Origin of the sequence: Synechococcus sp. W60.1 (genome assembly GCF_047461575.1) — a bacterium.
Lineage (GTDB): Bacteria > Cyanobacteriota > Cyanobacteriia > Thermostichales > Thermostichaceae > Thermostichus.
This window is the reverse complement of sequence record NZ_JANSHL010000001.1, coordinates 130,971-156,970: the sequence shown is the minus strand read 5'-3', so window position 1 is coordinate 156,970 and position 26,000 is coordinate 130,971. Positions and strand designations below refer to the sequence as shown.

Below are 26,000 nucleotides of genomic sequence, written 5' to 3'. Positions count from 1 at the left end.
AATCGCTCCCTCAAAAACGCAGAATCTGCCCAAGTCGCAGTCAAACCACCCATTACCTGGATCCCCAATTTTCCCTCTGGGAAAGGGGCCGGGAGGGGGGCTACTCCTCTAGGAGAAGGGCTGGGGGTGAGGGCCTCAGCAGCGCGGAGCGCTTGGGCCACAGGGCGCGGGATGCGGGCGAGCCGTCCCAAACTTGCTTGGAACAACGACTTGGCAAAAGAAATGGCGGGCCAAAACAACACCTCGGCAAACCGACTCAGGAGGAACCTTTTTGTCTCTCTACTAGGGATCCTCCTGCTCTGGCTTGGTGCCTGTGCTGCCCCTGCCCGCCCGCCCCATTTGATCGCCACAGTGACTTCAGATCCCAAAACCTTCAACACCTATTTGGCCGCCGAAAGCTCCAGCCGCGACGCCATCGCCTACCTGGAGGCGGGCTTGGTCACCTTAGATGAGGATACCCTCTTGCCCAAACCGGAGCTGGCGGAAGGCTGGGAAGTGTCTGAGGACGGCTTGCGCTATGTCTTTACCTTGCGGGAAGGGCTGCGCTGGTCGGATGGAGAGCCTCTGACAGCAGCAGATGTGGACTTTACCTTTAACCGCATCATCTTCAACGAGCGGATCCCGACTTCTGCGCGGGATGTGAAGCGAATTGGAGAAGCCGGAGCATTGCCTCAGGTGCGGGCGCTGGACGAGCGGCGGATTGAGTTTGTTTTACCGGAGCCCTTCGCTCCCTTTCTGCTGCAGGCCGGATCCCCCATTTTGCCCAAGCACATCCTCGAGCCCACCGTCGAGCAGGTGGACAGCCAGGGCAACCCCCTTTTCTTGCAAACCTGGGGTATCGACACGCCGGTGCAGGAGTTGGTGGGGGCCGGCCCCTATATCTTGCAGGAATACACCCCCGGCCAGCGGCTGGTGTACCGGCCCAACCCCTATTACTGGAAAGGGGAAGGGATCCCGCGCATTGAACGGGTAATCCTGCGCATTGTGGACTCAGAGGACACCGCGCTGCTGCAGTTTCGCTCCGGCGAGACCGACGTGTTTTCGGTGCGGGGGAGAGATTTTCAGCTCTTGAAGCGGGAAGAGGAACGGGATCAGTTCACCATCTACAATCTCGGCCAGACATTGAACAACAGTTTCTTTGCCTTCAACCTCAGCCGCGCCCGTAACCCCCAGACCGGGCGGCCTTTTGTGGATCCCGTCAAAAGCCGCTGGTTTAACGATTTGAACTTCCGCCGGGCGGTAGCCCACGCCATGAACCGGCAGTTTTACGTCGATAGCGTCCTGCAAGGGTTGGGCCAGATCCAGCACTCGGTCTTCTCCCCCGCCAGCCCCTTCTACCTCAGCCCTGAAGAGGGCTTGCCCACCTACGACTACAACCCTGAAAAAGCGCGGCAACTGCTCCTCGATGCCGGATACACCTATGATGCTGAGGGCCACCTGCGGGATTCCGAGGGCAACCGTGTCCGTTTCACCTTGCTCACCAACGCCGGCAACAATCAGCGGGAGGCCACCGGCGCGTTGATCAAAGCTGATCTGGAGCGGATCGGCATCACCGTTGATTTTACCCCCATCGCCTTCAACACCCTGGTGCAGCGCACCGATAGCCGCGACTGGGAAACCCTGCTGCTGGGCTTTGGTGGCGGCGGCACCGAGCCCAACAACGGCTCCAACATCTGGCGCAGCGACGGCCGTTTGCACCTCTTTAATCTGGGAGATTTGCCCGGCAACCCGGCAGAAGGGGTTGAGGTCAGCGATTGGGAACGGGAGATCGACCGCATCTTTATCGAAGGGGTGCGGGAGCTAGACTTTGAAAAGCGCAAGGCCCTCTACGACCGGTTTCAAATCATCATCCAGGAACAGCTGCCCCAAATTGGCACTTTCAACCCCCTGGTTCTCTCAGCCCTGCGCAACCGCATTCAAGGGGTGGATCCCCGACCCATTCTGGGGCCATTGTGGAATTTGGATCAGCTCTACATTCAAGAGTAGAACTTCTGATGATGTGGGCGATGTGGGATAGGGAGAGGCTGTCTGAACTGTTGAGTTGTGTCCCTATCGCCACATTTGGCAGGTGAAACTTAGTTGTAGGTTGTGTTGCGGATGTCTTGAATTTTGCAACTATTTCACCGTCAACTCCACGTCCCCCGCACTCCTGAGGACGGTGATCCCCACCCCTCCTGACTGCAGATAGAGACCGATGTCCAGGGATCCCTGGCCCACCTGCACATTCTCAAGAATGACATGGGGCAGCCACAGGGGCAGAGTGGGCTTGGTTAAATGTACCCGTTGAGCCAGCCCGTCGATCTCCAGCCCCAGACAAGCCTGCAGCAGCAAAAACACACTGGCCGCCGCCCAAGACTGGGGCAGACAGGCCACCGGATAAAGGGTGGGGCCCTCCCGCTGTCGCCGCCGAAAGCCACAAAACAGCTCAGGCAGCCGCTTCAGCTCCAGAAACTGGCTGGCATCGAACAGCGCTGTCAAGACCCGCACCGCTTCGCCCTTGAAGCCATAGCGAGATAAGCCTGCGGCAATCAAGGCATTGTCGTGGGGCCAGATGGAGCCATTGTGGTAGGACATGGGGTTGTAGCGCCCCTCTCCCTCCGGCACCGTGCGGATCCCCCAGCCGCTGAAGAAAGCTGGCTCCAGCAGTTGCCGGGCAATGCAGGCAGCATGCTCGGGATGGGCAATCCCCGAAAACAGACAGTGGCCCATGTTGGAGCTGCGCACCCGGCAGGGTTGCTTCTGGCCATCCAAAGCCAGGGCATAGCCCCCCAACTCTTCGCACCAGAAGTGATCCCAAAACTGCTGCTGCAGCTTTTCCGCTTGTTGTCGCAACTGGGCTGCTTGCTCTTGCCGCCCCAGCAGCTCGGCCATCTCTGCTGCCAACTGCTTAGCTTCGTAGGCATAGCCCTGCACCTCGCACAGGGCCAAGGGGGGTTCTGCCAGGGATCCGTCCGGGTAGAAGATGGCATCTTCAGAATCTTTCCAGCCCTGGTTGCGCAGGCCCCGCCGCGCCTTGCCGGCATACTCCAAAAAGCCGTCCCCGTCCGCATCCCCGTAAGTGTCCATCCAGTGCAGGGCTGCTTCGATGTTTGGCCAGAGCTGCCGCAACAGCTCTAGATCGCCGCTGCGGCGCACGTAGCGCCCTGCTAGCACCACAAACAAAGGGGTGGAGTCAATGCTGCCGAAATAATTGCCAAAGGGGATCTCGCGCGTCTTGGCCATCTCGCTGCGCCGCTGCTCGTGCAGGATCTTGCCCGGCTCCGCATCGCGACTGGGATCCACCTCCTGGGCCTGATGGGCCGCCAGATAGAGCAACACCCCTCGGGCCAAGTCCGGGAACCACCAAAGAGTAGCCAAGGCGGTGATCAGGGCATCTCGCCCGAAGACCGTGGTAAACCAGGGCACCCCCGCATAGGGATAAAGCCCGTAGGGAGTGCGGGTGAGCATCATCAGCAGGTCATCCCGCGAGGCGTTGAGCCAATCGTTAAACTGAGCATTGCCGGTGTCGATCCGGTGGGCTTGCGCCCGCAAGGAAGCCCTTTGCTCCCGCTCCGCCTGCAGAGCCTCCTGGTAGGTCAAAGGGGCAATCTCCTCCCCGCCGTAGCTGCAGATCACCCTCAGCTCCAAATCCCGTTCCTCCTGAGGAGCCAGGGGCACCCACCACTGCGCCAGCTTCTCCGATACCAGATCCGGTGCCGGCAAAAATTGCAACTGGGTTTGCCGCTCCACTCCATCCAAGCCGCGGTAGCGGAGAACCACTCCCTCAGGGTTCACCTGGGCCGGCAGCACTTGACCCCGCTGGGCCCGTCGGATGCCCCGGATCTCAAAAATATCGGCAAAGTCCGCCTCAAAGCGCAGGGTAATCGGCACGCGAAACGGCTCCGAGCCGTAGTTGTGAATGCGAATGCGCTCGTAGGCAACGTTGTTCCACAAAAAAGTAGTCCGTAAAACATGCAGAGTATCTTGACCGATAAACTGCCCCTCTGAGGTGGTGAACTCCGGGTTGGTCAGATCCACCGCCAAAATATCTTTGTCTTCCCGCACCTCTGAGCTGAGCAGCAGAAACTGCTTTCCCTGTAAGTCCAACACCCAGCGGGACAAAAAGCGGGTGTCGTCCCGGAAGAGGCCATGATCCCGGATGCCAAGGGGGCGCATGTTCCCTCGCCGGTCAAAGATGGCAAAGCAGTTGTCATGCTTGAGAACATGAGAGCGTGCCTCCACCCAAGAGGCGCTGGCCCGGATGTAGTACTGATCTTGAATTTGGATGATGTCTTCTGCCATCTCGGTCTTCTCGATCCCTATCCAGCCGGTCTCCTACGCGAACAGCTTACTGCTATCGGTCCACTCAAAGAAGGCGAAGAAGCAGGGGCCCCCCGATGCAGCCCAGCAGCCCTAGCTGCTACTTGGCCCATCTAAGCCTTATTAAGCTGCCTTCTTCGCGACATCTCCTGCCGCTCGTTCACCAGTTGGCGGTAGAGAGCCTCGTAGTCCGACACCATTCTTTCCACGCTAAACCGCTCCTCAAACACCTGCCGCACCCCGGCTCGGCTCAGGGATCCCACCTTCTCCACAGCCTCCACTGCTTCCTCCACCGAGTCGACAATAAAGCCGGAGCGCCTGTCGGCCATTACCTCGGGTACTGAGCCAAAACGGGTGGCAATTACCGGCGTGCCACAGGCCATCGCTTCAATCATCACCAGCCCAAAGGGCTCCGGCCAGCGGATGGGAAACAGCACCGCATAGGCCTTGCCCAAAAACTCGCTTTTCTCTTGGTCGGTGATTTCCCCTATGATCTCCACATTGGGGTGGCGACTGGCCAAAGGCTTAATTTCTAACTCGTAGTACTGGCGATCCACCGCATCGATCTTGATAGCAGCCTTCAGCGGCATCCCTGCCCGCGCCGCAATTTCAATAGCCGTGTCCAGCCCTTTTTCCGGGGAGACCCGGCCCAAAAAGGCCAGATAATCCCCTGTTTCCGGGTAAAAAGAGTGGAGATCCAGAGGCAAGCCATGATAAACCGTCCCCAGCCATCGCGCCTGGGGCAAAGGCAGCCGCTGGGCATTGGAGATGGAAACTACCGGAATATCCTGAAACTCGGTGTAGAGGGGCTGAAGCTCCGGAATATCCAGCCGCCCATGCAGGGTGGCCAGAAAAGAAACCTGGGGGTGGCGACGGGCCAGGGCATAGGGATAGTAGTCGATGTGGCCGTGGATGATGTCGAATTCGTCTGCCATCTGAAAGGCTTTCTCCACCATCAAAATATGAGGAGCCACCGTGTCGATAGCCGTGGGATCCAAACGCAAAGCCCGCTCCCGAAAGGGGATGAGGCGAGCCTGGGTTTGGGAGTCGCCGCTGGCAAACAACGTCACCCCATGCCCCCGCCGCACCAGCTCTTCGGTGAGCCAAGACACAACCCGCTCAGTGCCGCCGTAGAGCTTGGGGGGCACACTCTCATGCAAAGGGGCAATCTGAGCAATGCGCATAGCCATCCTCCACACCGAATCATCACTGCTTAACGAAAACTTCTGCTGGCGCTCCGCCGCCGACCCTTGGGATCCCCTGTTGAGGGCACGCCATTCCTGGCTAGACTGTTCCAGAGTGAGCAGGAAAGGAGTTCAGGCTGCCGCCACCTGCCGGAGAGTTGAAGAGGCTTGAATGAGAACCCCAGCCATCACTTGCTCTTGCCCGCCGCAGCTTAATTTTCCTCCTCAGCGCTGGCTGTGGAGTTGCTTGGGAGCCATGGCCATAACGGCTCTCACGGCTGTTGCCGCTTGGGCGCGGCCAGTGCTGGAAGTACGCATGACCCTGGGCTTGCCCATCAGCCCCAACTACTGGTACATGGTAGCTCTCAGCCGGGCCGGCAGCCCTGGCCCTACCGCCAACTTGGTGGATCCCAACGTCCGTGTGGGGCCCAACGAGTACACCTTTGTGCGGGACTGGGATTACCTCATTCGGGTTACCCCCCTCAACGAAGAGTCGGTCTTGCAAGCCACCATCCAGCGGTTTGGAGAGCCGGAACGAGAGTTTGCCGTCGGCTTTAACCAGGTACGGGTTAATCGCCTTACCCGTGACCGCGATACCCTCAATTTCCAGATCGATATATCCGAGCTGCAGGGCCTTGATGGGCGAGACCAAGATATCCAGGTGGCTCTGCTCACCGCCCGTGCCCCCTTCCGCGTAGCCCCTGAAGAGACCAATCTGGCCATTGATGCCACCCGGGGGGATCTGCCCAATTTCTATCGCCTCAGCCTGTCCAATCAGCGGCAGGTGGTTGTGGACGACCCCCAGCGACAGGAGACGGTGCGCCGCAGCCGCGAATTGATCCAACAAAGTGGCTCCGGGGCTGCCCTCACTCGCGACCTCATTGAGGGCGGGGCTTTGGAGATTTTGGCCGCCAACATCCTCACCTTCGAGCTGCGCCTGGTGGATCGCTAGAGAGGGATCTCTTCCCATCTGACCTCTGCCCAAGACCGTTCTTGCAGCCCGGCAGAGCCTCAATCCCTCAATAGTCGTTCCAAGTTGCCGTGAACCGGCCCATTGGCTTCCCTCTACCCTTGGGAGAAAGGCTCGGGGATCTCAAGCGATTGGAAAAACTCCTTCTCCTGGAACGGGTGCAGGATCCAACATCACAAACAAAAACGACTCCAGCCCTGCCAGGTAGGTGAGCACCTCCTCCTGGGCCGCTTCCGGCTCTAACGTGTTGACCTGAGCTGCCTGCTCAATCATGGCCTTCACCGGCGTTGGCCCCTGCAACAGGGATCCCAGCCAAGCCATCTGAGGGGCTGAGATGGTCAGGCGCCCATAGCTGGATCCCGGCCAATTCATAGCAAACTCCAGCTTTTTCTCGTGAGCTTTGGCAAAGTTTTGGCGAAATTCGACGTTGTCGGCCAGGATGGGGTTGAGCTGCACTCTGCCCCCCAGCCAATCGGCGTCGCTCCAGGGCAAGACCAAGGAAGAGCCGGGGTGTTCTGCCCAAAAATCGATCAGGCGATGGTTGGGGTAGATCAGCTCATAAAAGTGATTTTGATCCGCAGGCGAGAGTTTGTCCAGCTCGGCTTGCAGCCAGGGGGGCATGGCCCTCTCTTTGAACAAAAGCGCCGGATCCCAGTCGGCATAGTCCACCAGACAAACCAGGCCCAGCTCAGCTTCCTCGAGCATGCGCATCAGGTCGGGGATCAGGAAGCCCTTGTCTCCTGGCAAGAGGTAGTTGGCCCGGATGTTGGTGTCGTCTTTGTAGATCTCAGGGTTCCAGCGCAGGGCTGCCCGCATTTCGTCCGAGGCCAAACTGGCCATGAATTCCCGTACCCGCTGACAGGCCTCAGGAGTGGGTAGATCAAACAGCCCCAGCAGCCGAAACGCCTCTTGTAGGCGAAAGATCACCTCCCGCTGGTAGGCGTGGTGCAGGTTGGCCCGCAGGATCCCGTCAGGTTTGAGAACCCGCTTAAGCGCCTTTAGCCCCGCCACCGGATCGTCCAGCAGATAGAGCACATCGTTAAGGCTGATGAAGTCAAATTCCAACCCCAACTGTTCGATATCCAACAGGTCGAGAACATACAACTCCACCTCTCCGAAACCGTGGTAGCGCAAGCGTCGCTCCGTCACCCGTACCGACTCTGCCGACAGGTCGCACACCACCAGCCGCGCCCCCGGATTGGCCTCCGCCAAGATCAACGTTTCCCAGCCCGAGCCGCAGCCAGCATTCAAAATGAGAGCGCCTTCGCTGGGCACAATGGCGCGGGTGCGGGCGTATTGGGCGGTGGTCAAACTTAGGCGGTACAACCCGTCAATGGCGTTGCGGCCCGAGGCCTCAATCGCCACATTGGGGTAGGGCAGTTCTTCGTACAGTTGCCGCAAAGATTCCGCAGTGCTCCGCACCGCTGACCCGAACGAGCTGCTGGCCATAGGGCTCCACACCGCTACCGTGAAGGGATCCGCTGCAGGAAGCTGCCCTTTATGCTACCCGGCATCCCTTCCCCGCAGGAATGCCTCTAAGGCAGCAGCCAGGGTTTCATTCCCCTGCAGATCCAATCCATCCGGCCTCTGGGGTGGGTGGGCGGGATCCCGCAAAAAGTCCCAGGATCCCTGAAAGAACTCCTCTGGGGAGAGGATGCGATGCCAGCCGTAGCGCTGCAGACCCTCAACCAGCAACGGCGACTCGGCAAACCCAGAGCGGGTAACACAGGCCATAGGTGTGCGGCTGCGCAGGGCCTCCGCCAAAGTGCCATAGCCCGGCTTGGACACCACCCAGCGGCAGAGGGGCATCACATCCACCGGTCGCCACACCTGCCCATCCAAAACCCGCAAGTTGGGCAAGGGGGGAGCTTCCGGATCAAAGGTGAGAAACTGCCAGTCGGGAAAATCTTGGAGCCGCTCGTAAGGAAACCCCCGTACCCCTAGCCCGCCAAAGGTAAACAAAGCCCTGGGTTGATCCGGGTGTAACCCCAACTGGGCGGCGACCTCTTCTGGTGGGTAGCGGGGATCCGATCCCGTCAGCCCCACCTCCTGCTGATGCGGGAAGGCGCTAGTGCTCCGCACCGCTGACGCGACCATGCTCTCGCTAAAGGGCAGGCGAAACAGAAGGTCACATTGCCCATAGAGCTCCCGAACCCAGGCCACAAACGGTTGAAACTCAGGGCCGTATTCTTGGTAGATGAAATCCCAGCCAAAATTACTGGCCATCCAGCAAGGGATCCCAGCAGCCTGGGCAATCGCCGCAGCAATGGGCGGCACATCCGCCAACACCAAAGGCACCCCCTGGGCTCGAATGAAATCCGCTTCTTCTCGAACAAGCTCCGCAGCGCTGGCTTTAAACGCCTTGAGGGCAGCCAACGTAGCCGGCAGATCCGCTTGCAGCCCATCCGGCTGCACCACCCCCACATCCAACGCCCGCGGCCGATGGAGAAACTTCCCCTCCACGTAACGCTCCAGGAGCCAGCGGGGAGCCGGCGTAACAAAGATGGGCAGAACATGGGGATCCCGCCGCAGCAAAGCATTCACGACCGCCGCCAGACGGGTAACGTGCCCAAACCCGTGAGCTGTTGCCGCCACATACAGAGGAACGGGATTCATCGCGACCACCTCAAGACAGAACAGGATCTGCGGGGGACTTTTCCCTACGGGATCCCCACAGATTGCTGGCCAAAATCAGACCCAGGCCCAGCACGGATCCCAGCGCAATCCTCTCGCCCAACAGCACCGCAATCAACCCCAACGACAAAAAGGGCGTCACATACACCCAGTTGGCCAGGGATCCCCGGTGGCCCGCCAACTCCAGAGCCCGCAGCCAAAATACAAAAGTCAGGCCCATCTCCGCCAGACCAATGTAAGCCGCCCAACCCAGCCCCGCAACTGTCCAAGAGACCTCCTGAAACGGCAGCAGTAGCAGGCCATAGAGGCTGCCGAAGAGAAACCCCATAAACAGCTTCAGCACCGCATCTCGCCCATCCCGCACATTGAGCAGCCAGTAGAGCGCCCAGATTCCAGAGCTGCCCACCGCCAGCAGGACCCCCCAGGGATCCCCCGCCTGCAAGGTGCCCCAGGATCCCCCCGTAGCCACCAGCACCACCCCCAGCAGACTCACCCCCAAGGCCAACACCAGCCGCCAACGGAAGCGCTCTCCCAGCAGCGGCACCGCCAGAAGAGCCAGCACCAGCGGCCAAGTGTAATTCAGAGCCATCGCCGCCTGAGCCGACAGACGGTCATAAGCCTGGAACAACACTCCATAGTAGCCAAGGGGGTTGAGCAGCCCCTGAAGAGCCGACAGGCGGATTTGGGATCCCCTCTGCTTGCCGAGGAACCCTGCCCGCCCTGTAACCACCAAAACGATCCCCAGGATCAGGCAAGAGCTAAAGGCCGAAAAAATCAGCAAGACCGTCGGCGACAGGTGCTGCAACCCAAACTTAAAAGCGCTGGCAGCCGTAGCCCAGCCCAAGATGGCCGCCGCCAGGTAAGCATATGCTCGCCAGGGATCCCTGCCCATCAAAAGCTGTCGAGATGGTGCTCCGCACCGCTACCACCGTCCTCTGGCTTCGACTTAGCTCCGGTGGGAAGGCCCAGCCGCGGTGCCACCACCCAGGCGTAGAGCAGGTAGCCCAACCCCGCCACCACCGCCCACCTGAGAACAGTGCCGAAAACCCGGAAGAACAGCCCAACCAGAAGAATACAGCCCAGAATGGCGAAGACCGTCACCAGTGGACGCCCCCAAGTCTCAATCCAAGCTCGAACGGCACTTTTCCCCCGAGACGCAACGGATGTTCCCGACTCCCGAGAGGCTGCAGCCGCCTGCTCCAGTTCACGCTCAAGCTGTTTCAGCCGTTCTTGTTCTGAGAAAGAGAGATCGGACATAGAGAGCAGTCTCCAGCGTTTCACCTCCATCTTACGGGCTGCTCCCGAAGATGGGCAGACTAAGCTCGCGCCGAAGGGATCTCCTGAACCATAGCCCGGAACACATCCAAAGCCGGGCCAGGGCGACGGTTAGGACGCGGAGCCGAGATCTCATTGGGCACAAAAGGCTTCTCCACCACCACCTTGGGCTTGTTGGCAGGAACAGCTGTAGCCACCGGAGCAGAGCTGGGGGAAGCCGGTGCAGGACGAAAAGGCCCGGTAACAAAATCCACCAAGCCGCCGAAGAGAATGCCGAAGAAGGAGAACAGGCCGCCGAAAAGCTTTTTGAGGATACCCATAGCTAATTGCAAAGAGATGAGGTGAGAACTTGTCGATGTTATGTCGATGTTGTGAAGTTATACAACTCGACTTTCATTATTGTTAAGAAGCAGCATCTTGGCCATGAGTAAATATGCTCTTTTTCTCAGGGATCCCCCACCCGCCTGCCCTCGGCGTCAAATCGCTGTAGGGGTAGGGTTAACTCCAGCTCTTGCAGCTCCAAAGGTTGAGAGACCCCCCTGCCGCGCCCCAAAGCAAAGCCATCCGCCGCTGCCGGGTTCACGTCATAGCCGATATCTGCCATTGCTTCGACGGTGAGAATGCTTAAGGGGTTGGCTACCCCCCGGTCGATGCGGCTGGTCATCAGCTCGCGGCCCAAGACATTCTCCCGCCAATGGGAATCTCGGGATCCCTCCCCAAACTGGTTCTCCAAGGGCACAGAGGGCGCGTTTCCTCCCAGCGTGGCGAAGGCGCTGACCGCCCTGGGGCCGATAAAGCGGGGATCGTAGCCAGGGGGCGTAGGCTGATCCCGTCCCACCAAGCCCACCGTTAGCCCCTTGGGATCCCAGACGCTGGGCAAAAAGCCCAAGGCATGGCCCAACTCGTGCAGGGCGGTAATGGGCAGATCCCCTCGTTCTTCCAAAGCCGATAGGTTTTGGCTGTTGAACAAAATGACGGAGTAGAAAGGCAGACCATTAGAGGCCCGTACAAAACAGGGAGCAGCTTTCCCCAAAATTCGCTCGTCGCCGAGATTTCTGGCCCGCACCTCCACCAACAGATCGTCGATGGGGAAATTGAGTGGCGTGCTGGGAAACCCTCGATCACATTCGTCGGCCCGAATGGTGGTGGGGGGCAGATCCGGCTGGTCACCAACGATGATCTGTTGCCAGCGCAGAGCGGCATTGCGGACGATCGACTGCTGGGTGGGGGTGAGACTGTTGTCGGGAAAGCGAACGTCAATGGTGAACTGGGAAACAGGCGCAGCCGTCGGCAAGGGCAAAGAGGTAGGAACGACAGTCGGAGTAGAAGTGGGAATGACGGTTGGAATGGGAGTGGGAATGACACTCACAGAAGAGGAGCCACCACTTCCCCCGCAGGCCTTGAGCGCCAGTACCAGAAGCACAGCCACCAGGGATCCAAGCAGACGCAGACCCCATACTTTCCCCAGAAGCTGTCGCTGCCCCGAAAAAACCTTCACACCACCCCCAAGCGCAAAGAGCCTCACGGCCCAGTTGGATCATACCGGTTGCGACCCTCCTCCTGAGCATGATTTGCGTCACACCGCACCGGCCAACTTCAAGGCCGGGAAGAGGTGGGTTTGGAGGTCTATATCTTCAGGTCGGAAGCCCTCAATCTAACAATCCAAAGAGTCAGAAGATCCTTCTTCTTCTATGCCCCAGCCTGCAGCCAAAACGTCCACCGCTGCCCGCAACGCCTGGCTATCCCCCAAGAGCTCCTCGGGATCCGAACGCGGCTCCGCCAGGGGAACCAAGCGCAGAATACGTCCGTCCTGAACCAAGTCGATAACCACGCCCGGCTGCTCCTTGCCCAGGTTGGCAATCTCTTCTTCGGAAGCGGGATCCCGCAGACAGGCATAGTCAAAGCTGTTCACATTTAAGTAGAGGCTACGGTTTACCACCAGTGTGGCAGCAGTGGGATCCTGAAAAACATCCACCACGCAGCCTTCCCCTTGCTTCCGCACTGAGCCATCGACGATATCGAAGTAGCGAACACGGGCCAAATCGGATAGGAGTCGGTAAATATCCCGCTTATTGACCAGAGTTCCCGTATTCACAATACAGGGGGCACAGGGATGAGTGTCTGTCATAGAGCAGTCGGTCTCGAAAGGTCAACAGATTGAGAGTAGGCAAAAGGAAAGCAACATCAACAGTGTCTGCAAACTATCTCCGAAAACATTAGTCCTCGGCAATTCTAGGCGCGGTTATGGTTGACAAGCAACAGGGATCCGTAACTTTACAAAAACTTTAATCAGCTAAAAAAGAGAGAAGTAGCCTGCCCTGCTTTATCCAGTTAACCCAGTGCAACAACAGAACAACTCGCTCCATTCCGCCTACCCAGGGCTCAGACTGCTCTCAAGGCAAAATCAATCCATAGCTTTGCTTCTATCGACTTTATCACAGCCTTCCAAAAAGGGCACAGGCCACTACAAGGTGCAATCTCCAGACAAAAGGGACAGAGGCTGTCCGGCAGGATTCTACCTGCATCTTGTGGGAAGGCAAGTAGCTGAGCAGCTTTAGACTCTAGATATTGTAGATAGATATTGTAGATGAACCCCGAACAGACCGTCTTCGATTCAGAACTCTCCCCTTGGCTTCTTAGGAAGGATAGCATAGGGTACCAAGCCCGCTGCCTGAGAAAGTGTTGACTTTCCACCAGAGACGACTTCTGCCATGGCAACCACTCCCCAACGCCAGACCCTGCCAGTTGTCGATTTCGCCGCCTTTCAAAACGGAACGTCAGGTGAGCGGGAGCAGTTTGTCCGCCAGGTGGGGGAAGCGCTGCAACAGATTGGCTTTTTTGCCTTGGTCAACCATGGCCTATCGCCGGAATTGATCCGGGAAGCCTATGAGGTGGCAGAAGCGGTTTTTCTTTTGCCAGAGCCGACCAAGAGAGCCTATGAGGATCCGGCCCTGCTGGGGCAACGAGGGTACACCCCCTTTGGCAAAGAACACGCCAAAGATCATCCCTATCCTGACATGAAAGAGTTTTGGCACATCGGGCGCGAAGGGGATCCCCACCTTCCTGCCAACATCTGGCCTCGGGAGGTGCCCCAATTTCGCAGGGTGATGGTAGAGCTCTTCGCCCAACTGGAAACCTGTGCCCAGGGCCTGTTGCAGGCGGTCTCTCTGTATCTGGGGGAGCCTGCCGAATACCTGCCCAAAGCGGTGGAAGGAGGAGCCAATCTCTTGCGGGTGATTCACTATCCGCCCCTTCCCGCTGAAGCCCCTCCCCAGAGTTTACGAGCTGCAGCCCATGAAGACATCAACTTGATCACGCTCTTGTGTGAAGCCACCGCACCAGGTCTAGAGCTTCTGCAACGAGATGGATCTTGGCTGCCCATTTCGGCCCTCCCTGGTCAGATCATTGTCGATGCTGGGGATATGCTGCAAAACCTCACCAATGGCCTGTTGCGCAGCACCACCCATCGGGTGACCAACCCCGACAACCCTCAAGAATGCCGCTTTTCCATTCCCTTCTTTGTGCATCCGCGGCCAGAGGTGGATCTCACGCCCTTGCCGACTTGTGTGGCCCGCACCGGCGGGATCCCTCGGTTTCCTTCCCTGACTGCCGGAGAATACTTGGCCCAGCGGTTGAGGGAAATTGGCCTGGCCGAGGCAGGATCCCCGCCCCAGCATTGATCCCAACTGGGGGTCTCTATGTTTCGGATCCCAGCCCTGCCCTACGAGTATGAAGTTCCCAGCCTGTCTCAGTTGGCCCTGGTGATCATCGATATGCAGCGAGATTTCCTGGAACCAGGCGGCTTTGGGGAAATGTTGGGCAACGATGTCACCCAACTGGGATCCATTGTGCCCACCCTGGAGGAACTGCTGGACTTCTGTCGTCAGAAGGGCCTAACCATCATCCACACCCTGGAGGGTCACCAGCCAGATCTCTCCGATTGCCCGCCCAGCAAGCGCAAACGCGGCAAGGGATCCCTGACCATTGGGGACGAAGGCCCTATGGGGCGGATTTTGATTCGGGGAGAGCCGGGCAACGCCATCATCCCTGAGCTTGCCCCGATTGCGGGAGAGATCGTCATTCCCAAACCCGGCAAGGGGGCTTTCTACGCCACCGAGCTGCAAGAAATCTTGCAAAAGCGCGGCATCACCCACCTGCTGTTCAGCGGAGTAACCACAGAAGTCTGCGTGCAAACCACAATGCGCGAGGCCAATGACCGCGGCTATGAGTGCCTGCTGGTGGAAGATTGCACCGCCAGCTACTTCCCAGAGTTCAAGCAAGCCACCCTGGAGATGATCCGGGCGCAAGGGGGCATCGTCGGCTGGACGAGTTCTGCTCAGAACGTCCAAAAAGCGTTATCGGGTTTACAGTGAGTGTGAATAACCCAACAAGCGTGAGGCTGAACCGATGACACTGGCTCAGGAGGCAACTGCCCAAGTCCCCGCCTTTTGCGAAGGGATCCAGTACTTCGGGGATCCCTGGCCGGAATTTGACCGCCTGGGCCAGGCCCCTGCAGTGGATGCCGGCACCGGGAAACTGAGGGATCCCGGCAGTCGCATGGCCGCCTACCAAACCTTGCTCTATGCCGATGCCTTGCGCTACCTCACCCTGCAAATGACCGCCAGCAAAGCCTCAGGCCACCCAGGGGGATTTGCCAGCCAAGCAGAAGCCTATGCCGCTCTGGTGTACCTGGGCCAGAAGAACATCCCCACCGAAGTTGGGCACCACGCGCCGGGCTTTTACGCGGCCATGTTCTTGGATGGATCCCTGGCCGAGATGGGCATCCACACCGTCGCCGACCTGCGGGCCCGTTTTCGAGAGCGGGAAGGGCTGTTGGGTCACCTCTCTGGCTACATTCCCGGACTGCTGGCGCCGGCTGGGCCGCTGGGGCAGGGGCAGCACTTTGCCATGGCGGGGGCATTACTCTACCCGGATCGCCTCTTCCCGGTCACGATTGGGGATGGCGGCCTGGGAGAGCCCTATGTGATGAGCTCCATGATTCACTTCCACACGGCTTTCCCGCAGCGCACCAACTTCCTGCCGGTGCTGGTCTGGAACGGCTACAGCCAAGAGCACCACAGCATGATCTCCACCGCCAGCAACGCCCAGATGGCCGAGTATTGGCGGGGCAACGGCTTTGAGGAAGTGGTGTTGGTGGATGCCAAGGACTTTGACGATGCCCAACAGCCTGGCCCCTATGTCGATAGCACCCAGTTTTCCCTGGAAGCCCGCATTGCCTTTGCCCAGAGGGTGCTGATCGAAATGGAGCGAGCCATCCAATCAGCCCTGAGCGGACAATTAACGGTTTTCATCCTCAAGCAACTGAAGGGAGCCGGGGTACATGCCAAGGGATCCAAGTCCCACAACCTCTACGGCCACCACACTCTGGATCACCCGGACATTGTGGCGGCTCTGCGGGCGCGGGCCTTACATCCGGCAGCTTGGGCCCTGGTGCGACAAAACTGCCAACGGGCAGCCGGGGGGCCAGCCGCCAAGGTGGCGGTTACAGAGTTCGTTCGGCCTTTGCCGCCTTTGGGATCCCTAAACCTAACGGAGTTTCCCCTAGGGGACAAGCAGGTTTCCACCACGGCCATCGGATCCCTGGTGGTGCAGGTGGGGCAGAAGGATCCCGACTTTTTGGTGGCCAATGCCGACGGCAACGAAGCTTCCGGCATCGCCAATGTGAACCAAGGTCTCAAGGTGATTCACCCCACGGTGGATCCCTTATACAACCAACAGCCCCAAGGCCAGGTCTACGAACCCCTGAGCGAAGATGCCTGCGCGGGGCTAACGGCGGGCCTAGCCCTCTTCGGCGGACGCTCCCTGTGGTGCTCCTACGAGTCCTTTGCCGTCAACGGCCTACCCATCTGGCAGACGGTAACCCAAGCCATGGCGGAGCTGCGCCGGCCCACCCCCTCGGCCATTGCCCTCTTCACTGCCGGCGCTTTGGAACAGGGGCGCAACGGCTGGACCCACCAACGCCCGGAAATTGAGGCCTACCTGGCAGCCATGATGCGCAACGGCAACATCTTCCCCCTCTTCCCGCCCGATGCCAACTGTGCCCAAGCTGCCTACGAATGGGCCTTATCCACCCACAACAAAGGGATCCCTATCATCGCCAGCAAAACCCCCCTGCCCATCCGCACCACCCTCGAACAAGCTCGCCAAGCAGTAGAGCAGGGCTGCATCGTCCTTCAGGAACTTCCTGGATCCCGCACCGTGGTCTTTGCCGTGGTGGGGGATATGATTCTCCTGCCCGTGTTCGAGGCGGCTGAGCAGCTCCAAGCCCAAGGGATCGGCTGCAAAATCGTCTCGGTGATTAACCCCCGCCGTCTGTATCGCCCCGGCGACGTGGCTTGGTCCACCTGTGCTCAGCCAGATGGGGAATTCATGTCCGACCAAGAATTTGCCGCTTGGTTTGCCGGCGAGGCCCTCATCGGCGTAACAGGCGGGGCCAGCCTGATGTTGGAGCCTCTGACATTGCGCTACACTGGCCCGCGCGACATTTTTGCCTGGAAACGCGGCGAAACCACCGCCACCCGCCGAATTGATGGACTACAACGGCCTGACAGCTCAGGCACTGTCAGAACGAGCCAAGCAACTGCTATGCTGAGGGCAAGCTTTCAATCTACCAAGGGATTACCCCAGTTTCACACTTCGAGAAGTTCTAAGTGTCAGTTTTTTGTTTACCTTTGTCGTCCTATGGCCAGTGCTAACTCTCTTCGGGAGAAACTTGAGAAAATATCTCCTAGCGAAAAAACTGAGCAAGTTATTGTCCAGTATTTTGCCAACCCTCTCCTCTACGAGCTGGGCTTTGACGATCTAGAGATTAGACCTCAATTTGAGACAGGCTGTGGAAAGGTAGACTTTGCAGCACGGAAGAATACGGAAGCTACGGATATTTTTTATAACTCCCAGAAAAATCCATATCTTTTTTTAGAAGTCAAATCTAGAACATATGACCTCAGTGAAGGCTCTTCCACTTACGAAGAAGCAGTAGATCAAGTAAAAGGATACCTATCTAGAGAGCGCTCTAAGTCTGCAAAGTGGGGAATAATCACAAACGCGAGTTACATCCAGATCTGGAGGAAGCATGGAAAAGTCGTCCACCCTGCTACAGCAAACTTATCCATTAATCCAGATAACATTGAGACCATAGTACGTGATTTGCGAAACAAGCTAGAAAACTATGAGCGTGCTTTGACTATATGTGTGTACAATAACAAAGGAGGCGTAGGCAAAACAACGACGATCATTAACCTTGCGGCAACACTAGCAACCAAGAAAAAAAAGGTCTTAGTTGTTGACTTTGATTCTCAGGGTGATCTGACAAGAAGTTTGGGAGCCACTCCTGGAAAAATTACACTGACGCAATGTTTAAAGGATCCCAAAATAGACGTCCATGCCATTGTCCAAACATATAAACTCAAGGGATTTTCCATCTTCGACATTATCCCAAGAGACCCTGAACTAGAGACGTTGACTGATAGCCGGGCAGTAGCATATATCCCAAAGGGAACTCGGCGCCTTCGCGATCTCATTGCTCCTCTTCGCAATGAGTATGATTACATCCTAATCGACTGCCCAACTCAATGGCTTTACTTCAGCCAAAGTGGTGTTTTTGCTGCCGATGTTATTTTGATACCTACCCGCCCCGACGATCTGTCTTCCCTGAATAATGCTGCTAGAGTAATCACCAGCTTTGTTCCAGAAACTGCTAGGTCACGACAGGATGGTGGCCCTATTGCTTTGCCTACCTTTTTCAACGGTGTCTCTTCGGGAAGTGAATACACTATTAAACTAGCTAACGAAGAGATAGGTAAGCTTATCGACCAGGAGAAAAGTGTAGATCTACGTCCATATTTCTGGCCGCATTTTAAGAGAGGTAATGAAAACAAAAGCATTTTTAGGATACCTGACTATGCAGTGATATCCTCTGCAAGCTTTGATCGAAGGCCTGCCGTCTTTAGGGACAGGAGAGTTTTAGAATACTACCAGAGTCTTGCCCGTGAGTACTTTATCGATGAGTGAGTTTTCAGATCTAGGTAGGTTGGTTAACTTACCCCTTGAGAGCATTACGCCCGCCGATGGGTTTTCTGCTCCCTCCTTCCTTGTTGCCGCAGCCGCAGATCAGCTAAGGGCGACAGGAGGACACAACTGGGTTCCTCTGCTGGTGGTCGAGGCTGGCGACTATCAGTACAAGGCCATTGGTAACCATTTTGTCTATGCAGTTGCTCAAGAAGCGGGACTGGAAAGGCTATGGTGTATCGTTGTCGATCCTGATCCAGAGCAGGTTAAGCAGGCCCAGATTCTCGCCAAAGAAATTGTTCCGAAGGTAAATTTGACCAATACATCGAGAGAGACTATCTTGGCTGCGCTAAGATACCTAGCCGAGCGACCCAGCAGTCCCCTCAAGGGAGTCGATGTAACCATTGCAGCTGCCCGGATTGCAGAGGCGGATAGAAGTTGGTGGCAGGACTTAACCCCCATAACCAAGCTTGGGTGCAAAATTACGCGAGGCAAAAAACTGGATGCCCTATCGGAAGTATTTTTCGTAACTCCTACAGCGTTGCCCCCTACTCTGAAGAAATCATCCAAGAGATCTGCGGCATCCGCTGGCGCGAAGAAAGCGACCTCAACTCGCTCGCGGAAAAAAACAGAGGGAGAGAGGTAAACTACCCGGCTCCGACCGCTAAGCGGTACGGAGCGGGCTTTCAGTAGCCCTGAGCCTGTTCTGCTCTACCAGAGAACAAAACAAGCCCGAACCTCTAGGCTGGTTTACGGCAGCCCCCAAGAGCGCAATCACATTCGCACCATTCAAATCCGCATCCCCTTCCCATCCACAGTGCCCACACTTGAACGACTTACCACTGCGGTAGGATTGCGCAGGATCGGGATGGATGTGTAAACACTTGTGACAGGTCTGCGACGTGTAGGCGGGCGGCACAAGAATCAGAGAAACCCCTGCAACCCTCGCCTTGTATTCCAGAAACTGGCGTAGCTGGTAGAACGCCCAACTGTTGGCCCTGCGCCTTTCGGTTTTGCTGCGTGGCTGTTGATTGATCCTTTCCCGGATCCCTGTCAGGTCTTCCAGAGCAATAGCGCTGTTGGTAGCTTTTGCCCTAGAGACAATAGCTTTGGAGATGCGATGATTGACCCACACCTGAAAGCGTCTCTCCTTACCAGACAGCCGTTGCAACAGTTCTCTGCATCTGCGCCGCGAACTGCGTGTGCCCTTACTGGCTTTGCGTTGGAGTACCGCCCTCAACCGGGAGTAGCGCTCTCGGACTCTGCTCAACTGCTGTCCATTCCAGTTGTCCCCCTCTGACGTATGGGCAATATCTGTCCTCCCAAAGTCCACCCCGATCACCTTGTCGGTATCTTGTTGCTTGGGTGGTTTTTTCTCTACGCAAATCTGGATGTAGTAGGAGCCATCTTTGCGCTTGACCAGGGTGGCCGATTTGGGGTTAGAGCCAGCCAGCATTCCCCTCTGGTAGTTACCAATGGCTAGCTCAAAGCGTTCTCTCCCTTCCACCGTGGTCAGCGACACCGTCCAGTCTTTCTCGCGGAATGAAAAGATACGTGCGTCGTAGGTAACGAACCTACGCTTGAACTCTTTAACCGGACGGTTGCGCTGTCTCGCCACTTTGCGAGCGCCTGCCACCCGTCTGCACACCTGTTGAGCCAAGTTACTGGACAAGCCGAACCGGGCTCGAATCTCGTAGTAGCAAAGGGATTGCAGTTTGACCGCGTTGACGATCTTCTCCGGCGTGTTCTGGTTGACCCAGTTCAAGGCTTGGCCAAAAGCCTCCATCGTCGCGTCCAATTTGGCGGCTTGCGACTGGGACGCCTTGAGCTTACAGGAGACGGTCAGGACTTGGCTCATAAGTTCATTGTACTTCATCAAAGCGCATTCCTCCCGGCACTGACCCTACGGGTACAGTGCGGGGCTCCTGCGATTTCTAGCTGAATATACACAACATCAAGACCGAGTTTGTCCTCTTTTATGATCCCATCAATTCCACCATCGCCACTCTTGCCAATTGCTTTGCCCGCATCTGCTCGTGAACCTCCATAGCCCATTTTGACCAGCAGTTCCACAACAACCTTTTCGAAGAAGGCAGGCGATACTTTCTTTAGCTTGGCAAGCAGTTCATCGGCCAGTTTGTCACGGAGACTTTCATATGCAGCTTCTAACTGCTCTAATGGTGTCGCTGCCGAAGTCTCTGATAAAGCTTTTTGTTTGCTTGCCTTGTTGCTGCTTCTTGTGTCTTTGGGCCTCTCAAATTCTCGGAATTCAGGATATTGCCTGAGTAACTCTACATTGATGGTTTTGGGCTGTTTTTCAAGAAGATCTCTTCCGCGGTCAGTAATTTGGTAGAATCCTCTGCGCGTTGTTTCCAGCAGCCCTGCCTTTTTCATATAAGTTGCAGCCCAGCCGACGCGATTGACAAAGGTTGGCTGTACACCGCTCGGCAGCATCTCCCTGAGATCGTCCTCTGTGAGGCCCAGTTCCTTTGCCAGAACTTCAACAGCTTCGCTGGTTGATATTTCGGTTTCTTTACGTGCTGCAAACTGGAGAAGTGGCAACATCAAGCTCTGATAATCCGGAACGGCCATCTGTAGAACCGATGTGTAAACAGGGATCCCAAACCGAAGTAGGTTCCACCCATAACTTTACGCCAACCCTCTGCTGCAAGCCAGTTAGGGTATCCGCCAGGCCGGGAAGCCTCTGAAAAAAGTTTGGCATGGATGGCTCAGGCGTGATTTGAACACGCGACCAAGGGCTTATGAGTCCCCTGCTCTACCGCTGAGCTACTGAGCCAGGATAGTGCTTAACTAGAATAGCACTCTTGGGCCGGAACTGCGCCTCAGAAAATCCCCTCAGCCCCCTCTCGGGAAGAAGCCCCAGACAAGGCAATGCCTATCGGCAGGCCAGGGCAGCTTCGTAAACCCGTCGGTTGGCCGCGAGAGACTTCTCCAAATCCACCAGTGGGCGAGGGTAGTCCACCCCCAATCGGACTCCAAATTGCTTCTGCTCGGCAGCAGTGAGGCGATAGGGCTCGTGGATTTTGTCCCCCGGGATCCCGGCCAATTCCGGCAACCAGTGGCGCAGATAGTCTCCTTTGGGATCGTACTCGCGAGATTGCTTGGGGATGTGGAAGTAGCGGAAGCCACGGGCATCGTTCCCTACGCCGGCGGTGTAGTTCCAATTGCCGTAGTTGCTGGCCACGTCGTAGTCGATGAGCAGCGACTCAAACCACTCAGCGCCCATGCGCCAGTCGATGCCCAGGTTCTTGGTCAAAAAGCTGGCCACATTCTGCCGTCCCCGGTTGGACATAAATCCGGTAGCCGCCAGCTCCCGCATGTTGGCATCCACCAAGGGGTAGCCCGTCTCACCCCGACACCAAGCCTGAAAGCGCGGCCAATCCTGCTGCCAAGGGATGGGGATCCCTTGGATCCCAGAAGGACGGAACAGTTTGGCGCCGTGCTTGGCCAAGATAAACCGAAAATAATCCCGCCACAGCAGCTCAAACACCAGCCAGTAGGTGGACTCATTGCGCACCCGCTCCTGCTCATAACGCTTGACCTCGGCATAGACGGTGCGGGCCGAGATACAGCCCAGCGCCAACCAAGCAGAAAGCCGGGAGCTATCGTCGGGATCCAACATGCCGTTGCGGGTTTCTTTGTAGATGCGCAGCCGATCCAGATCCCAAAAGTAGGTTTGCAGGCGGGCATGGGCAGCAGTGCTGCCGCCAAGGTAGGTGAAGCGGGCCCGTGGATCCCTAGCAGGTGAAGATAGCCCCAGCGAGGCCAGGGTGGGCAGAGGGCCGGGATCCAAACCCGATGGCAGGGGGGGGATCGAGGGAATGGGCAAGGGATCCCGGATGGGGGTGCTCCCCTCGACTTGCTTTCGAAAGCGGGTGAACAGCTCCGGCAGTTGCGAGAGACAAAAGGGGAGATCCTCAGGGTGATAGAGGGTATGGCCCCAATCAACCTGCAGCCGGATCCCCAGAGACCGCAAAGCCCGCTCAACAGCAGCCGCCACCTCCTTCTCCTCGGTGCCCACCTCTTCATGGGCGTAGACCGCCTTGACTCCCCACTCCTGTGCCAAGGTGGGGATCACCTGTTCCGGCTGTCCCTGGCGGATCACCAAATCCGAGCCGCGCGACCGCAACTGCTGCCGCAGATCTGCCAAACTCTCCAGCAAAAACTGACCGCGGAAAGGGCTGGTTCTGGGGCGGAGTACAAAGGAAGTCTGGCCAAACTGGCGGGGATCCAAGCAATACAAGGGGATCAAAGGGGATCCCTGTTGGCAGGCCCGCGTCAGCGGCTGGTGATCCAGCAGGCGCAAGTCGGTGCGAAACCACAGCAGGACGGTCATTCTGCAGCTACCCTACACGGATCCCGCGGACTCAGACTTGGACACCCGAACCCCAGCTGGACGCCCCAGCTCAGGGCTGGGAACAAAATGAGGCACATCGGCAGCCGGGATGTGAACAGGGGCCTTGGTGCGCGGATGATAGGTTTGCCGGGCGGGACGATGGCGCAGCGAGAACGTGCCAAAGCGAGCCAGCCGCACGGATCCCCCCTGGGCCAGGCATTGGCTAATGCTGTCCAGCATAGCCTCCAGAGCAGCAGCAGCCATTTCCACGGTCAGGCCATCCACCTGCGCGGCCATCTGGCGGGCCAGCAAACGGCGAGTCAAATGAGGAGGAGAAGCCACCAACCGACCCTCTAGACAACAGAACACAGACAGGGGCTTAGAGCACCTCCAGTTCACTCTCGAAAAACCAATGTCGAGAGCGATCGGGAAACTCCAGAATGTAGCCGACACCGCTGCCATCGACCACACGCCGTGCCAGCACCACAGCCTCTTTGCCCACCAGAGCGCTGAGGTTTTCTTGTCCGCGATCCTGGACAGAGCGAACTTTGACCTTATTTCCAACCTTGATCGCCATAAAACCGCGAAGAGACTTACCACTCAAGATGGTACGGCAAAAGTCCCCTTGCCGAGCTCCTGCCGCACCTCTGCTGGGGTTGACCCCGATGGGATTGCTAGAATGGGGTCAGAGTGCCGTGCCCCAGGGAAGACTGCCTCCGTGATTGCCCTTTCCCTCAAACCCGCCCACTGCTCCTGGAGCGTTATCAGCTTTCCCTCCACCCTCTACACTCAGCCTGTCCTCGATCTCTTGATCTCAAAAGTCCCTCCTGCCTGGAGAGCGGAAATACGTTTGGGCCTACAGGAAGCAATCATCAATGCCGTCCGCCACGGCAACGGCCTCGACCCCAACAAGAAGGTGATCATCGAGTACGCCAGCTCCGAACCCTTTTACCAATGGCTGGTGCGAGATCAAGGGCCCGGCTTTTGTCCCCAAGAGAAGCTCCACCGATGCCAACATAACATCTTGGAAACCGAAGAGTCGGGCCGAGGAATGCTGCTGCTCACCCAAATCTTCGACTTTGTGGAGTGGAATGAAACAGGCAACCAGGTCTACCTGGCCAAATACATCCACGCCAACTGCCGGGATCCCTGGATAGTCTGACCCTCCCTCAATACCACTGCCAAAACAGCTTGCCCATTTGGGTAATCTGGCAGCCCCGATCGGGGTAGGGAGCTTCAGAAACCGCTAGGGCTGTGGTGGCGAAGGCAAAGCGCGTGGATGACCAGCGGGATCCCTTAGCGCTCCGCGCCGCTGACGCGACCGGGTCGGGCAGCTCGCTTTCCAAGAGCAACCCCAGGGATCCATAGCCATAGCCCAAATTGCGGTGGGGCAGGGAAGCCACCAACTTGCGCCAGGCGCGATTTGCACTCAAGGGGGGATCCGCGAGGGCCGTCTCCAGAGCCCCCAAAGAAGAGGCCAGGTAGGAATAGCCTTTGCGATCGGCATGATACACCTGTGCCGGCAGCGGGATCCCTGGCAGCGTTTGGGGGAGAGCCTCTGCCGCCTGCAATGACGCGGATCCTCCTTTCCCACTGACTTCCAGCGGCTCGCCTGCCAACACAGGGATCTCCGGTCGATGGATAGAGCGGTAAGGACTCCGTCCCGCTGTCGCCACCGGCTGGGGTTCTGACTGCCCCCCTGCGGGAATGGTTGGTTTGGCCCAGGCGGTGGCGGTGCCACGCTTCGTTGCCAGAGAGATTACCTGCCAGCCTTGGGCGCGTGCCCGCTCATCCAAGTCGAAATAAGGACTCCGTCCCGCTGTCGCGACCGACTCATCCGGCAGCTTACCGACCCACAGCCAGGCCGGATCCCCGTCGCCGGGCAATAGGGCAAAGGCAAACTCCCCCCCTTCCGGCAACAGGTGCTGCCAGTCCAGCGCCACCTGAGATTGCAAGCGCTGCAGCCACTGGCCGGGATCCACCCGCAATCCCAGGGGATTTAGGGGCTGGATCTGCCCCAGGCTCTGCCAAACTGAGGCCAGATTCTCTCCGGAAACCAGCGCCAAGGTTTTATCCGGCAGATGTTGAAGGATCTGCGGGCGAAAGGCTTCTGCTGTCGGCAAGGAGAACCCGGCAGGCGCATGCCAGAGGGCAGCACTTTCGGCCACCAAGCCGCGGAAGTTTACCCCCAACCCCAGCCCTACCGCCTGCAACGTCAGCCCGTCTGGAGAAACCGCCTCTGGATTTTGCCAGAAGGCCCAACCCACATGCGCCTCCCGCAAGGGCTGGATGACCTGCTGAAACAGAGGCTGAGCCACCAGAGACAACTGCGGCAATTGCCAAGCATCGATGGCGGCGCGAATGGCAGCAGGCTGCTCCGCCAGCAACACGTATTGCTCGCCGAAAACGGCTGCCGAGAACCCCTGCAGGCCCGGAATCGGGCTGGACACCACCTGAATGCCCTTGTAAGTGTCCACCTGCACCGGCCTCCCGGCCAAGCTCTGCCGTTCCCACAACAGGTTCAGCTCAAACTGAGAGAGCGCCGCATCCCGCGTTTCCAGGGCAACCAAAGTGCCCCACTCTGGCAAGCTGGCCAAGAGGGTGCTCTTCCCCAGCCAGGGCCGCACCTCCCGCTCGAAATCAAGGGATCCCCCGGCCAGCATGGATCCCAGCCAGCCCGGGCCTTCAGGGGAGAAAAACTTTTGCCACTGCTGACGGGTAGCGCGTCGCTGAGGGGCAGGGGTTGCCGCTTGCCAAAACGCTTGCACCTCGTCCAGGGGAACGGCCAACACCAGCAGCGCTTGCGCAGAGCTGGGGGCAAAGCCCACAATGGGTGGCAGCTCCGGGTGGGCCAGCAACAAAGCCACCGGACTGCGGGTGAGCAGCCACACGACAACCCACACCATCAGGGCGGCCAGAAGACCCAACCCGATTAGGATCCCGCGCAAGAGTTGCCGTCGTCCCATATCTCATCTCTTCACCGAGGGAGACGTAGCGCGTGTACCCAGGCCCTAATGCTTCACATCACTGGCATGAACAGGCCCAGGAAGAAGAGCTGCCCTCAGTCATGCATGATAAAACCTTACCATGGAACAGAGGCTCATCCTGGTGCGCAAGCTGGAGCCCACTGCTGAGCAGGCGGTCAAGCTTAGAGGCACCCCACAAGCCTTTGTGATCCGCACCACCATTCCAAACCAACGCGCAGATAACCCTGCCCTGACCAGCCCGGCGGCCATCTAAGCCCATCGGAAAA

General features: G+C 57.9%; 23 protein-coding genes, 1 tRNA gene and 1 pseudogene. 9 read left to right on the top strand and 16 right to left on the bottom strand.

Features of this window, described 5'->3' with window-relative positions:
- Positions 1-126: 126 nt before the first annotated feature.
- On the top strand, positions 127-1,986 hold the full coding sequence (locus tag NW805_RS00700) for an ABC transporter substrate-binding protein (protein ID WP_414421326.1): 1,860 nt from the start codon (positions 127-129) through the stop codon (positions 1,984-1,986).
- Between the two features lie 129 nt (positions 1,987-2,115).
- Here NW805_RS00700 and NW805_RS00695 read toward each other — a convergent pair whose 3' ends face one another.
- On the bottom strand, positions 2,116-4,281 hold the full coding sequence (locus tag NW805_RS00695) for a glycogen debranching N-terminal domain-containing protein (RefSeq protein WP_414421325.1): 2,166 nt from the start codon (positions 4,279-4,281) through the stop codon (positions 2,116-2,118).
- Between the two features lie 131 nt (positions 4,282-4,412).
- Positions 4,413-5,483, bottom strand: a complete 1,071-nt coding sequence (locus NW805_RS00690) for a glycosyltransferase family 4 protein (protein WP_414421324.1) — start codon at positions 5,481-5,483, stop codon at positions 4,413-4,415.
- 256 nt (positions 5,484-5,739) lie between these two features.
- Between NW805_RS00690 and NW805_RS00685 the strand changes: the two genes are divergently transcribed.
- Positions 5,740-6,435: a hypothetical protein gene (locus NW805_RS00685; RefSeq protein WP_414330153.1), complete on the top strand. Its 696-nt coding sequence runs from the start codon at positions 5,740-5,742 to the stop codon at positions 6,433-6,435.
- A gap of 141 nt (positions 6,436-6,576) precedes the next feature.
- On the opposite strand, the gene NW805_RS00680 is transcribed toward NW805_RS00685, so the two are convergent.
- From NW805_RS00680 to NW805_RS00650, 7 genes are all read right to left on the bottom strand, one after another.
- On the bottom strand, positions 6,577-7,902 hold the full coding sequence (locus NW805_RS00680; protein WP_414421323.1) for a class I SAM-dependent methyltransferase: 1,326 nt from the start codon (positions 7,900-7,902) through the stop codon (positions 6,577-6,579).
- 54 nt (positions 7,903-7,956) lie between these two features.
- Entirely contained in the window at positions 7,957-9,069 is a 1,113-nt protein-coding gene (locus NW805_RS00675; protein WP_414421322.1) for a glycosyl transferase, read from the bottom strand.
- Positions 9,070-9,079: 10 nt separating this feature from the next.
- Positions 9,080-9,979: a DMT family transporter gene (locus tag NW805_RS00670; RefSeq protein WP_414421321.1), complete on the bottom strand. Its 900-nt coding sequence runs from the start codon at positions 9,977-9,979 to the stop codon at positions 9,080-9,082.
- On the bottom strand, positions 9,979-10,344 hold the full coding sequence (locus NW805_RS00665) for a hypothetical protein (RefSeq protein WP_011432431.1): 366 nt from the start codon (positions 10,342-10,344) through the stop codon (positions 9,979-9,981). Before NW805_RS00665 ends, NW805_RS00670 begins: the two co-directional genes overlap by 1 nt.
- Before the next feature lie 59 nt (positions 10,345-10,403).
- Complete coding sequence (locus tag NW805_RS00660; RefSeq protein WP_414342915.1) at positions 10,404-10,682, bottom strand: hypothetical protein; 279 nt, start codon at positions 10,680-10,682, stop codon at positions 10,404-10,406.
- Between the two features lie 125 nt (positions 10,683-10,807).
- Complete coding sequence (locus NW805_RS00655; RefSeq protein ID WP_414421320.1) at positions 10,808-11,860, bottom strand: leishmanolysin-related zinc metalloendopeptidase; 1,053 nt, start codon at positions 11,858-11,860, stop codon at positions 10,808-10,810.
- A 156-nt stretch (positions 11,861-12,016) separates the two neighbouring features.
- Positions 12,017-12,490, bottom strand: coding sequence for a hypothetical protein (locus NW805_RS00650; protein ID WP_414421319.1), 474 nt, complete (start codon positions 12,488-12,490; stop codon positions 12,017-12,019).
- A gap of 583 nt (positions 12,491-13,073) precedes the next feature.
- Here NW805_RS00650 and NW805_RS00645 point away from each other — a divergent pair.
- The 5 genes and pseudogenes from NW805_RS00645 to NW805_RS00625 all read left to right on the top strand — a co-directional run bounded on the left by NW805_RS00645 (position 13,074) and on the right by NW805_RS00625 (position 19,036).
- Complete coding sequence (locus NW805_RS00645) at positions 13,074-14,042, top strand: isopenicillin N synthase family dioxygenase (RefSeq protein ID WP_414421318.1); 969 nt, start codon at positions 13,074-13,076, stop codon at positions 14,040-14,042.
- 18 nt (positions 14,043-14,060) lie between these two features.
- On the top strand, positions 14,061-14,735 hold the full coding sequence (locus NW805_RS00640; RefSeq protein ID WP_414421317.1) for a cysteine hydrolase family protein: 675 nt from the start codon (positions 14,061-14,063) through the stop codon (positions 14,733-14,735).
- Positions 14,736-14,769: 34 nt separating this feature from the next.
- A pseudogene (locus NW805_RS00635) lies at positions 14,770-16,975 on the top strand (phosphoketolase).
- Complete coding sequence (locus NW805_RS00630) at positions 16,969-18,393, top strand: AAA family ATPase (RefSeq protein WP_414421316.1); 1,425 nt, start codon at positions 16,969-16,971, stop codon at positions 18,391-18,393. The pseudogene NW805_RS00635 and the gene NW805_RS00630 overlap by 7 nt, the downstream one beginning before the upstream one ends.
- On the top strand, positions 18,386-19,036 hold the full coding sequence (locus NW805_RS00625) for a Rho termination factor (RefSeq protein ID WP_414342382.1): 651 nt from the start codon (positions 18,386-18,388) through the stop codon (positions 19,034-19,036). Before NW805_RS00630 ends, NW805_RS00625 begins: the two co-directional genes overlap by 8 nt.
- An 18-nt stretch (positions 19,037-19,054) precedes the next feature.
- On the opposite strand, the gene NW805_RS00620 is transcribed toward NW805_RS00625, so the two are convergent.
- The 6 genes from NW805_RS00620 to NW805_RS00595 all read right to left on the bottom strand — a co-directional run bounded on the left by NW805_RS00620 (position 19,055) and on the right by NW805_RS00595 (position 23,324).
- A complete protein-coding gene (locus NW805_RS00620) occupies positions 19,055-20,248 on the bottom strand; it encodes an RNA-guided endonuclease InsQ/TnpB family protein (protein WP_414421480.1) in 1,194 nt (397 codons plus the stop codon).
- A 17-nt stretch (positions 20,249-20,265) separates the two neighbouring features.
- Positions 20,266-20,982, bottom strand: a complete 717-nt coding sequence (locus NW805_RS00615; RefSeq protein WP_414421315.1) for a winged helix-turn-helix domain-containing protein — start codon at positions 20,980-20,982, stop codon at positions 20,266-20,268.
- Between the two features lie 133 nt (positions 20,983-21,115).
- A tRNA-Met gene (locus tag NW805_RS00610) sits at positions 21,116-21,187 on the bottom strand.
- Positions 21,188-21,286: 99 nt separating this feature from the next.
- Positions 21,287-22,747: a DASH family cryptochrome gene (locus tag NW805_RS00605; RefSeq protein WP_414421314.1), complete on the bottom strand. Its 1,461-nt coding sequence runs from the start codon at positions 22,745-22,747 to the stop codon at positions 21,287-21,289.
- 12 nt (positions 22,748-22,759) lie between these two features.
- The gene (locus tag NW805_RS00600) at positions 22,760-23,089 is read right to left on the bottom strand and encodes an HU family DNA-binding protein (protein ID WP_238376891.1); all 330 of its coding nucleotides are present in this window, start codon (positions 23,087-23,089) and stop codon (positions 22,760-22,762) included.
- A 37-nt stretch (positions 23,090-23,126) separates the two neighbouring features.
- Entirely contained in the window at positions 23,127-23,324 is a 198-nt protein-coding gene (locus NW805_RS00595) for a cytochrome b6f subunit family protein (protein WP_041436278.1), read from the bottom strand.
- A gap of 141 nt (positions 23,325-23,465) precedes the next feature.
- Here NW805_RS00595 and NW805_RS00590 point away from each other — a divergent pair, with 141 nt between their 5' ends.
- Positions 23,466-23,909, top strand: coding sequence for an ATP-binding protein (locus tag NW805_RS00590; protein ID WP_011432443.1), 444 nt, complete (start codon positions 23,466-23,468; stop codon positions 23,907-23,909).
- 7 nt (positions 23,910-23,916) lie between these two features.
- Here NW805_RS00590 and NW805_RS00585 read toward each other — a convergent pair whose 3' ends face one another.
- A complete protein-coding gene (locus tag NW805_RS00585) occupies positions 23,917-25,713 on the bottom strand; it encodes a DUF3352 domain-containing protein (protein WP_414421313.1) in 1,797 nt (598 codons plus the stop codon).
- 121 nt (positions 25,714-25,834) lie between these two features.
- Here NW805_RS00585 and NW805_RS00580 point away from each other — a divergent pair, with 121 nt between their 5' ends.
- On the top strand, positions 25,835-25,987 hold the full coding sequence (locus tag NW805_RS00580; RefSeq protein WP_414421312.1) for a hypothetical protein: 153 nt from the start codon (positions 25,835-25,837) through the stop codon (positions 25,985-25,987).
- Positions 25,988-26,000: the final 13 nt, after the last annotated feature.

Bases quoted from the DNA above. Each gene is read 5' to 3' on its own strand.
- NW805_RS00695 (WP_414421325.1), bottom strand. From the start codon at position 4,281: ATGGCAGAAGACATCATCCAAATTCAAGATCAGTACTACATCCGGGCC.
- NW805_RS00690 (WP_414421324.1), bottom strand. From the start codon at position 5,483: ATGCGCATTGCTCAGATTGCCCCTTTGCATGAGAGTGTGCCCCCCAAG.
- NW805_RS00685 (WP_414330153.1), top strand. From the start codon at position 5,740: ATGGCCATAACGGCTCTCACGGCTGTTGCCGCTTGGGCGCGGCCAGTG.
- NW805_RS00680 (WP_414421323.1), bottom strand. From the start codon at position 7,902: ATGGCCAGCAGCTCGTTCGGGTCAGCGGTGCGGAGCACTGCGGAATCT.
- NW805_RS00675 (WP_414421322.1), bottom strand. From the start codon at position 9,069: ATGAATCCCGTTCCTCTGTATGTGGCGGCAACAGCTCACGGGTTTGGG.
- NW805_RS00670 (WP_414421321.1), bottom strand. From the start codon at position 9,979: ATGGGCAGGGATCCCTGGCGAGCATATGCTTACCTGGCGGCGGCCATC.
- NW805_RS00665 (WP_011432431.1), bottom strand. From the start codon at position 10,344: ATGTCCGATCTCTCTTTCTCAGAACAAGAACGGCTGAAACAGCTTGAG.
- NW805_RS00660 (WP_414342915.1), bottom strand. From the start codon at position 10,682: ATGGGTATCCTCAAAAAGCTTTTCGGCGGCCTGTTCTCCTTCTTCGGC.
- NW805_RS00650 (WP_414421319.1), bottom strand. From the start codon at position 12,490: ATGACAGACACTCATCCCTGTGCCCCCTGTATTGTGAATACGGGAACT.
- NW805_RS00645 (WP_414421318.1), top strand. From the start codon at position 13,074: ATGGCAACCACTCCCCAACGCCAGACCCTGCCAGTTGTCGATTTCGCC.
- NW805_RS00640 (WP_414421317.1), top strand. From the start codon at position 14,061: ATGTTTCGGATCCCAGCCCTGCCCTACGAGTATGAAGTTCCCAGCCTG.
- NW805_RS00630 (WP_414421316.1), top strand. From the start codon at position 16,969: ATGCTGAGGGCAAGCTTTCAATCTACCAAGGGATTACCCCAGTTTCAC.
- NW805_RS00625 (WP_414342382.1), top strand. From the start codon at position 18,386: ATGAGTGAGTTTTCAGATCTAGGTAGGTTGGTTAACTTACCCCTTGAG.
- NW805_RS00620 (WP_414421480.1), bottom strand. From the start codon at position 20,248: ATGAGCCAAGTCCTGACCGTCTCCTGTAAGCTCAAGGCGTCCCAGTCG.
- NW805_RS00615 (WP_414421315.1), bottom strand. From the start codon at position 20,982: ATGGCCGTTCCGGATTATCAGAGCTTGATGTTGCCACTTCTCCAGTTT.
- NW805_RS00605 (WP_414421314.1), bottom strand. From the start codon at position 22,747: ATGACCGTCCTGCTGTGGTTTCGCACCGACTTGCGCCTGCTGGATCAC.
- NW805_RS00595 (WP_041436278.1), bottom strand. From the start codon at position 23,324: ATGGCGATCAAGGTTGGAAATAAGGTCAAAGTTCGCTCTGTCCAGGAT.
- NW805_RS00585 (WP_414421313.1), bottom strand. From the start codon at position 25,713: ATGGGACGACGGCAACTCTTGCGCGGGATCCTAATCGGGTTGGGTCTT.
- NW805_RS00580 (WP_414421312.1), top strand. From the start codon at position 25,835: ATGGAACAGAGGCTCATCCTGGTGCGCAAGCTGGAGCCCACTGCTGAG.